Raw genomic sequence first — 7859 nt, forward strand, 5'->3', positions numbered from 1 at the left:
GGACGCCCCCACGCGTCCGGGCCGCCGCCCTGCCGTCCGCTCGCACGGACGGCGGTCCGTCACGGGCGGTACAGCTGGGCGATGCCGACCACCTTGTTCTGGGCGCCGAGCTCGACCTCGTACTGGTTGCCGAAGCAGCGGTACGGCGCGGCCGGCTCGGCGTTCTTCAGGCAGGCTTCCTGCACCTTCATGAAGGTGGTCAGGTCGACGCCCGCGGACTTCAGGTCCCCGTCCAGCAGCGTGGTCCTGACGTCGTTGTCGAACTCGTAGACCCGGGCGTCGCCCCGGGGCTCCCAGTAGCCGTCGTTCGGCACGTCGGGGCCGCAGACGAACGTGGTCGGCCTGGCCCGCATCCAGACGTGCACGGAGTACGCGTTCTCGGTGGCCTCCAGCACCGTCCGGCCGCCGGCGTTCGCGGTGCAGTCAGCGGCCGGCCTGGTGGCCTTTCCGGTGGCCGCGGCGGCGGACTTTCCCGTGCTCGCGGCCGGCTTCGGGCTGGCGGACGCGGCCGGCGCGGCGGCCGATCCGGTCGGAGCGGCGGTGGTGGCGGTGCTGGCGGCCGGCGCGGCCGCGTCGGACCCGGCGCCGTCCGGGTCGCAGGCGGTCAGGGCGAGGGCGGAGGCTGCCAGGACGGCGGCCACGGTGAGACGGCTGAGACGCATCGTGCGAATCCCCCGGAGACTGGTGTGCGTGAACAGGGCGGATCCGGCCGTGTTTTCGTCGGCGCCCCCGCGGCCCGACCTTCACTTCCAAGATCCATCGGACGGACATCCTGCCCGACCCGACGGAGCCCACCACGCCGATCCGCCCCTCCCGGTTGCCTCCGTTGCGCAGCTGTGACAGTCGTTGCACCCCGCGCGACTCCCGACGAACCCCCGCAAACCGCCCACCCGCCGCAGCCGACGGCCCGTCAACCCCCTTCCGCCAGAAGCCCTTCCACCCGGTACGACTCCCCCGCCGGGTGCCCGATCCGCGCCGCCCACTCCGCCGCGGCCACCGCCCCGACCGAACGCGCCGCCACCAGGGCGGGCGGCAGCGCGTCCCGCTCCAGCAGCTGCGCCCACTGGGCCTCCGTCAGCGCGAGGTACCGCAATCCGGCCAACTCGCCCAGCGCGCCAAGGTCCGCCACCGCGCAGCGCGACAGGTCCAGCCACCACAGCGCGGGCAGCGTGCGCAGCGGCGCCAGGTCCAGCGGGGTGTCGCAGGCCAGGTCGAGCGCGCCGAGGTGCGGGTGCCCGGCCAGCGGCGCCAGCCCCGCACCGTCCAACCCGGCCCGCAGGAACTCCACCGGCAGCGGGCGCAGCGTGCCGAGCCCGGTGGCGGTGCGGGTCACCAGGTCGAGCCGGCGCAGCCGGGGCACGGCGGCCAGCGGGGCGAGGTCGAGCGGGGCGAGGTCGAGCGGGGCGACGGGGGCGCGGGGCGTGATCCGCACCGATTGGAGGTCCGGGCCGGCGGCCTCGGGCAGCCCGTCGTCGTTCCACTCCGGCTCCTCCGGCTCCTCGTCCGGGTCCTGGTCGAGCAGCAGGTAGGGCGGCCAGTCGTCCTGGAGCGCGTAGTGGCCGCGTTCCAGCAGGTCGAGGTGGTGGACGAGCAGCGAGGTGACGGAGTCGGCGACGTACAGCGGGCCCTCGTAGTTGTCGGCCCCGATGTCCAGCACCTGTCCGGGCCGGCCCGCCGCGGCCGGGGCCAGGTCGACGGCGTGGTGGTTGCCGCTGCCGTCGGTGGTGAACGGCACCCACCCCGGGTGGTCGTGGCAGCGGCGGACGGCGCCGTGCGGCCGGGGCCCGAGCGGGACGACCGCGTCGCCGGGCTCGTCCCAGGCGAAGCGGAACTTCCCGGCGTAGCGCAGGTGTTCGGCTGCCTCGACCATCTCGTCGAGCGTCAGCAGCTGCCGGCCGTCGATCAGGCTCGTGGTCCCCCCGCTGCCGTCGGTGGTGAGGTAGAGCGCCCGCAGGTCGTCCGGCAGCCGGTGACCGAGCCGGCGTTCGGCCTCGGCCAGCTGCTCGGGCGTCGCAGGTGGCGCCAACTCCTCCGTCTCTCCCAGCAGTTCGGCCCGGCCCCGGAGGAAGGCGCGCAGCGCGGCGAGGGCCCGGGCCGCGTCCCCGGCCGGGGGCAGCGCGGAGCCGGGGGTGCTCTCCTCGGGCAGCGGGTGGACGTAGCCGGGGTCGAGGACGACCGTGTCCCCGGACAGCACCGTCCCGGGCTCCGCGGTGAACTCGAACACCCCGCCCGGCCGCCCCCGCACCGTCAACCGGGCGCTGTGCCAGCCACGTTCGGCCGCGATCGCCGCCAGCAGCTCCCCGGCCCCGGCCACCGCCCGCATCCACCGCGGCCCCCCGCCGGGCACCGCCCACCACCCGTCGCACTCAGGGCCGCCCGGCCCGCCCTTGACGGTCAGCTCGAAGCCGGTCCATCCCTCGGGGGCGCCGGCCGTCACCGCGGCGACGAACTCCCTTGCATCCTGCTCCAATTGGCTATCCGTCACTTTTCTACCTCCAGTGTTCCGTGCACGTGCAGCGGCTCGCCCCCGGCGGGAGCGAAGCGCCCGGCCCAGGCCCTGAGCCGCTCGTTCGTGGCGTCGCCCCCCGCGAGCCGGGCGACGGCGAGGGCGGGCGGCAGCGCGTGCCGCTCCAGCAGCTGCGCCCACTGGGCGTCCGTCAGCGCCAGGTACCGCAATCCGGCCAACTCGCCCAGCACGCCCAGGTCCCGCACCGCCGCGCAGCGCGACAGGTCCAGCCACCACAGCGCGGGCAGCGTGCGCAGCGGCGCCAGGTCCAGCGGGGTCTCGCAGGCCAGGTCGAGCGCGCCGAGGTGCGGGTGCCCGGCCAGCGGCGCCAGCCCCGCAGCGTCCAACCCGGCCCGCAGGAACTCCACCGGCAGCGGGCGCAGCGCGGCCAGGCCGGTGACGGTGCGGTGCCGAACCCCGAGCACCCGCAGGCCGGTCGCGGCGGCGAGCGGCGCGAGGTCGAGCGGGCCCGCACCGGCCTCGCCGTTGACGGCCACCTGTTGCAGGGCGGGGGTGACGGCGGCGGGCAGGTCGGGGCCGAGGGCGGTCGATCCGGTCCGCGGCGGGCGGACGAGTTCGGTGAAGTCCAGGTACGGCGGGTACTCGGGGTCGACCTCCTCGCCGTCCTCGCGGTCGTCCTCGACCTCGTAGGCGCCCCGGTCGAGCAGGTCGATCCAGGCGGCCAGCAGCGAGGTGACGGAGTCGGCGACGTACAGCGGCCCCTCGTAGCGGTCCCCGCCGGTCTCGACCACCTGGCCGGGACGGCCCGCCTCGGCCGGGTCGAGGTCGACCGCGTGGTAGTTGCCGCTGCCGTCGGTCAGGAAGCGTACCCGGGCGGGGTGGTCGTGGCAGCGGCGGACGGTGCCGGGCGGCCCCGGCTCCACCATGACGATCATCTCGTCCGGCCGGTCCCACTGCTGTCCGTGCCCGGTCTCCGGCGCGTCCTCGTGGCGGGCCACCACCTGGTCGAGCGACAGCCACTCCATGCCGTCCAGTGCGAGTTCGCCCTGGACGCCGCCGCTGCCGTCGGCGACCAGGTACAGCGCCCGCAGGTCGTCCGGCAGGCGGTGCCCCAGCCGCCGTTCGGCCGCCTCGATCCGCTCGGGCGTCGCGGGCGGCGGCATCGGCGCGTCGTACCCGACGATCCCGGCGACCCGCCGCCGGTACTCGGCCAGCAGCGCGACGGCCCGCGCCGGGTCGCCGGCGGGCGGCAGGGCGGAGCCGGGCTGGTCCGGGCCGGGGGCGGGGTGGACGTGTTCGGGGTCGAGGACCAGCAGGCGGCCCCGGGTGGCGGGCGGTTCCGGCATCGCGGTGAGGGTGTACGGCCCGGCCGGGTCGTGCGTCAGGTGCAGCCGGGCGCGCGGCCAGCCGCGCGCGGCGGCGATCGCCTCCGCGAGGGCGTCGAGGTCCGCCGGGTCGGGCCGGAGGCCGTGCCAACTGCCGTCCGCCAGCGTCCACTTGCCGTACGTGCCGGGCCCGTAGCGGCTGTCGACCGTCTCCAGGCGCAGTTCCGTCCACCCCTCGGGCGCGCTGCGCGCCAGCCGGGCGAAGACCGCCCGCACGTCCCGTTCCAGCCGTTCCACCGAAGCCGCTCCTCCCGTCCGGGTACGACCGGATGTTCGCAGCCGGCTCCGACAGGGCTACCGCACGGGGGGCGGCTCGCTCTCGCCGGGCAGGCGGAGGTCCCAGCCGACCAGGGCGCGGAGCTGTTCGGCGGTGACGCCGTCGGGGACGGGGCTGGGCGGGGCGTGGCGGATGGGGGGCTGCCAGCCGTCCTCGGGGTTCCAGGTGCGGACCCGGCGGGCGGGGGCGCCGGCCACCACGGTGTGGTCGGGGACTTCGCCGGCGACCACGGAGTTGGCGGCGACCACCACGTTGCGGCCGATCCGGGCGCCGGGGAGGATCACCGCGCCGGTGCCGATCCAGGAACCGGCGCCGATCGAGACGGGCTCGTTGCGGGGCCACTGCTTGCCGATCGGCAGTTCGGTGTCGCGGTACTCGTGGGCCTGGTCGGTGATGTAGACGCCGGGGCCGGTCCACACGTCGTCGCCGAGTTCGATCCGCTGGTGGCCGACGATGTGGCTGCCGCGGCCGATGACGCAGCCGCCGCCGATCCGGACGATCGGTTCGGGGCCGAGGTCGAGGCCGGGCAGGAAGCCGGCCGAGAGGGTGACGCGTTCGCCGATGATGGAGAACGGGCCGATGGTGATCCAGCGTTCGTTGAAGACGGTGCCGAGCGGGAAGGCGAGCTTGGTGCCGTCGCCGAGCTCCCCGAACCGGTACGGGCCGGGGTTGCGGTTGCTGACCGCGCCCGCGTCCTGGACGAGGCGCCAGCCGCGGTGCACGGCGCGCCCGGCGGTCCGGCGCGCGCGCTCGCGGACGGGCCCGAGCAGCCTGCGGACGATCGACATGGGCCCACCGTAGCGGCCGGTGCGGTCCGGTGACCCGCAACGGGACCAAACTCACACCGGCCGGTAACTTCCGGTTCGGGGGCAGGTCAGCGCGCCCAGGGCGCGGGCCGCTTGGCCAGGAAGGCGCGCATGCCCTCCTGCGCCTCCTCGGAGCCGAACAGCTTCGCCGACAGCGCGACCAGCTCCTCGCCGTGCCGGTCGAAGGACTCCCGGACGGCGGCGTTGGCGAGCAGCTTGGACTCGGCCAGGCCCTGCGGGGAGCAGAGCCGGACGGCGTCCAGGATCGTGCGCAGTTCGGCGGCCGCGTCGTCGGCGGCGGCGGTGACCAGGCCGATCCGGGCGGCCTCGGCGGAGTCGAAGGTCTCGCCGGTGAGGTAGTAGCGGGCGGCGGCGCGCGGGTCGAGCTTGGGGCGCAGCGGCAGCGAGATGACGGCGGGGGCGAGGCCGAGCCGGGACTCGGTGAAGGCGAAGGTGGCGTCCGGTCCGGCGACGGCGAGGTCGCAGGAGCCGACCAGGCCGAGCCCGCCGGCCCGGACGTGGCCGTCGACCAGAGCGATGACGGGCTTGGGGCAGTCGACGATGGCGCGTTGCAGGGCGACCAGGCCGCGCGGGGCGGCGGTGGGGTCGTCGCCGGTGGCCTCGGAGAGGTCGGCGCCGGCGCAGAAGACCCGGCCGGTGTGGCCGAGGACGACGGCGCGCACCCCGGGGTCGGCGGCGGCGTCGGCGAGGTGGGCGGTGAGTTCGGCCATCAGCCGGGTGGAGAGGGCGTTGCGGTTGTGCGGGGAGTCGAGCACCAGGGTGGCGACGGCGTCGCCGGTGGTGCCGCGGACGAGGGGGGCTTCGAGGGTCATCGGGCCTGGCCTGCCTTCCGGCTGAGGGTGGGTCGGACGGGGCGTCGTCTGCACCCTGGCACACGGTGGCCCTACTGGCCAGTACCCGATCTTCCCGGCGCCGCGACCGCGACCCCACCCGCGACCGCACCGCCCACGCCCCCGCGGCCGCGCCTCCTAGACTGCCGCCATGGGCGTGGGGGTGGACGTGCTGGTCGTGGACTGGGCGCGGGTGGAGGCGGCGGATCCCGGCGAGCGGGAGGAGTTGCTGATCGACGCCGCCCTGGAGGCGGAGGACGGCCGCGGGCCCGACGGGCACGGCTGGTGGTGGCCCGCGCACCCGGACGGGGGCTGGTACGGCGGGTACGCCTTCCGCGGCACGCTCGGCTCGTACAAGCCGCACTTCTGGGCCGGCCACCGCTGGGACCTCCTGCGGCCGTTCCTCACGCCGGAGGTGCGCGGGGTGCTGGACCGGTTCACCGGCGCGCTGTTCCGGCCCGGACCGGAGGAGCCCCCGGAGCAGGTGTGCCCCTGGGACGCGGACCTGCTGCTGTACTGCCCGCCCGACCGGGTGCCGGCGGTCGCCGGGTGGTGGCGGCGGGCGGCGCCCGGCATGGCGGACCTGCGCGAGCCGTTCGAGCGGCACGCCGTGGACGGCACGGGACGGGTCGGCACCTTCGAGGAGTTCGCCGGGCTGCTGGCCGGGTGGGGAGAGGTGGTCACGGAGGCGGAGCGCCGCGGCTGGGGCGTCGTCGGGCTGCGCTGCTGACCGCGCGAAGATCCGTACACGTCCCCGATTCCCTTAAGGTCTAGACCTATTGACAGTTAACGGACAAGGTCGCTTGAGTGCTGGCTACCCCGCTCGTTCCCCCACAAGGAGTGGCCGCATGTCCCACACCCGCACCACCCACCGGCCGGCCCACCGCGCCCGCCCGCGCCGCGGCAAGGTCGCCGCGCTGCTGACCGGCGCGCTGGCCGCGACCGGCCTGGCCGTCATGCTGCCCGCCACGTCGACCGCGGCCGCAACCTGCGCGGCCCCGTACTCGGCGTCGCAGGTGTACACCGGCGGCACGTCCGCCTCGTACAACGGGCACAACTGGAACGCCAAGTGGTGGACCCAGGGCGAGACGCCGAGCACCGGCGGCTCCGGCGTCTGGTCCGACCAGGGCGCCTGCGGCGGCGGTGGCACCAGCCCGAGCCCGAGCGCCTCGACCGGCACCGGCAGCAGCCCGAGCCCGAGCTCCACCCCGCGGGCGTGCGAGCTGTCGGTCTGGGTGGCCGGCACCCAGTACACCACCGGCACGGTCGTCAAGTACGCGCCCAACGGCCAGTACTACGTGGCCACCCACGACAACCCGGGCTACGACCCGACCGTCTCCACCTGGTACTGGAGCCCGACCACCTGCAACTCGGACACCCCGAGCCCGAGCGCGTCCGCCACCACCCCCAACCCGGGCGGGTTCGTGGTCTCCGAGGCCCAGTTCAACCAGATGTTCCCGAACCGGAACTCCTTCTACACCTACTCCGGCCTGGTCGCGGCGCTGAACGCCTACCCGGCGTTCGCGGGCACCGGCTCGGACACGGTGAAGAAGCAGGAGGCCGCGGCCTTCCTGGCCAACATCAGCCACGAGACCGGCGGCCTGGTGTACGTGGTCGAGCAGAACACCGCCAACTACCCGCACTACTGCGACACCACCCAGCCCTACGGCTGCCCGGCCGGACAGGCCGCCTACTACGGCCGCGGCCCGATCCAGCTCAGCTGGAACTTCAACTACAAGGCCGCCGGCGACGCGCTCGGCATCGACCTGCTGCACAACCCGAACCTGGTGCAGACCGACGCGGCCGTCGCCTGGAAGACCGGCATCTGGTACTGGATGACCCAGAACGGCCCCGGCACCATGACCGCGCACAACGCCATGGTCAACGGCAACGGCTTCGGCGAGACCATCCGCTCCATCAACGGCTCGCTGGAGTGCAACGGCGGCAACCCCGCCCAGGTCCAGAGCCGCGTCAACGCCTACACCAGCTTCACCGCCATCCTCGGCGTGCCCACCGGCTCCAACCTGAGCTGCTGACCCACCGACCGGAACGGGCCCCGACCGGGGCCAGCAC

Annotated in this window: 7 protein-coding genes; 2 read left to right on the forward strand and 5 right to left on the reverse strand. The window is 75.2% G+C overall.

Annotated features, from left to right (window positions below; translation table 11 throughout):
* Positions 1 to 59: 59 nt before the first annotated feature.
* From ACFUEL_RS30340 to ACFUEL_RS30360, 5 genes are all read right to left on the reverse strand, one after another.
* Positions 60 to 662: a hypothetical protein gene (locus ACFUEL_RS30340; protein WP_380239980.1), complete on the reverse strand. Its 603-nt coding sequence runs from the start codon at positions 660 to 662 to the stop codon at positions 60 to 62.
* Positions 663 to 910: 248 nt separating this feature from the next.
* On the reverse strand, positions 911 to 2485 hold the full coding sequence (locus tag ACFUEL_RS30345; protein WP_380239981.1) for an SMI1/KNR4 family protein: 1575 nt from the start codon (positions 2483 to 2485) through the stop codon (positions 911 to 913).
* Positions 2482 to 4089, reverse strand: a complete 1608-nt coding sequence (locus ACFUEL_RS30350; protein ID WP_380239982.1) for an SMI1/KNR4 family protein — start codon at positions 4087 to 4089, stop codon at positions 2482 to 2484. The genes ACFUEL_RS30345 and ACFUEL_RS30350 overlap by 4 nt, the downstream gene beginning before the upstream one ends.
* Before the next feature lie 57 nt (positions 4090 to 4146).
* Entirely contained in the window at positions 4147 to 4917 is a 771-nt protein-coding gene (locus ACFUEL_RS30355; protein ID WP_380239983.1) for an acyltransferase, read from the reverse strand.
* Between the two features lie 86 nt (positions 4918 to 5003).
* Entirely contained in the window at positions 5004 to 5768 is a 765-nt protein-coding gene (locus ACFUEL_RS30360; RefSeq protein WP_380239984.1) for an enoyl-CoA hydratase family protein, read from the reverse strand.
* A 169-nt stretch (positions 5769 to 5937) separates the two neighbouring features.
* Here ACFUEL_RS30360 and ACFUEL_RS30365 point away from each other — a divergent pair, with 169 nt between their 5' ends.
* Together ACFUEL_RS30365 and ACFUEL_RS30370 are read left to right on the forward strand one after the other, a co-directional pair.
* Complete coding sequence (locus ACFUEL_RS30365; RefSeq protein ID WP_380239985.1) at positions 5938 to 6516, forward strand: hypothetical protein; 579 nt, start codon at positions 5938 to 5940, stop codon at positions 6514 to 6516.
* A gap of 226 nt (positions 6517 to 6742) precedes the next feature.
* The gene (locus ACFUEL_RS30370; RefSeq protein WP_380239986.1) at positions 6743 to 7822 is read left to right on the forward strand and encodes a glycoside hydrolase family 19 protein; all 1080 of its coding nucleotides are present in this window, start codon (positions 6743 to 6745) and stop codon (positions 7820 to 7822) included.
* The last annotated feature ends 37 nt before the right edge of the window (positions 7823 to 7859 follow it).

This window comes from Kitasatospora sp. NPDC057198, assembly GCF_042670125.1.
Taxonomy (GTDB): Bacteria; Actinomycetota; Actinomycetes; order Streptomycetales; family Streptomycetaceae; genus Kitasatospora.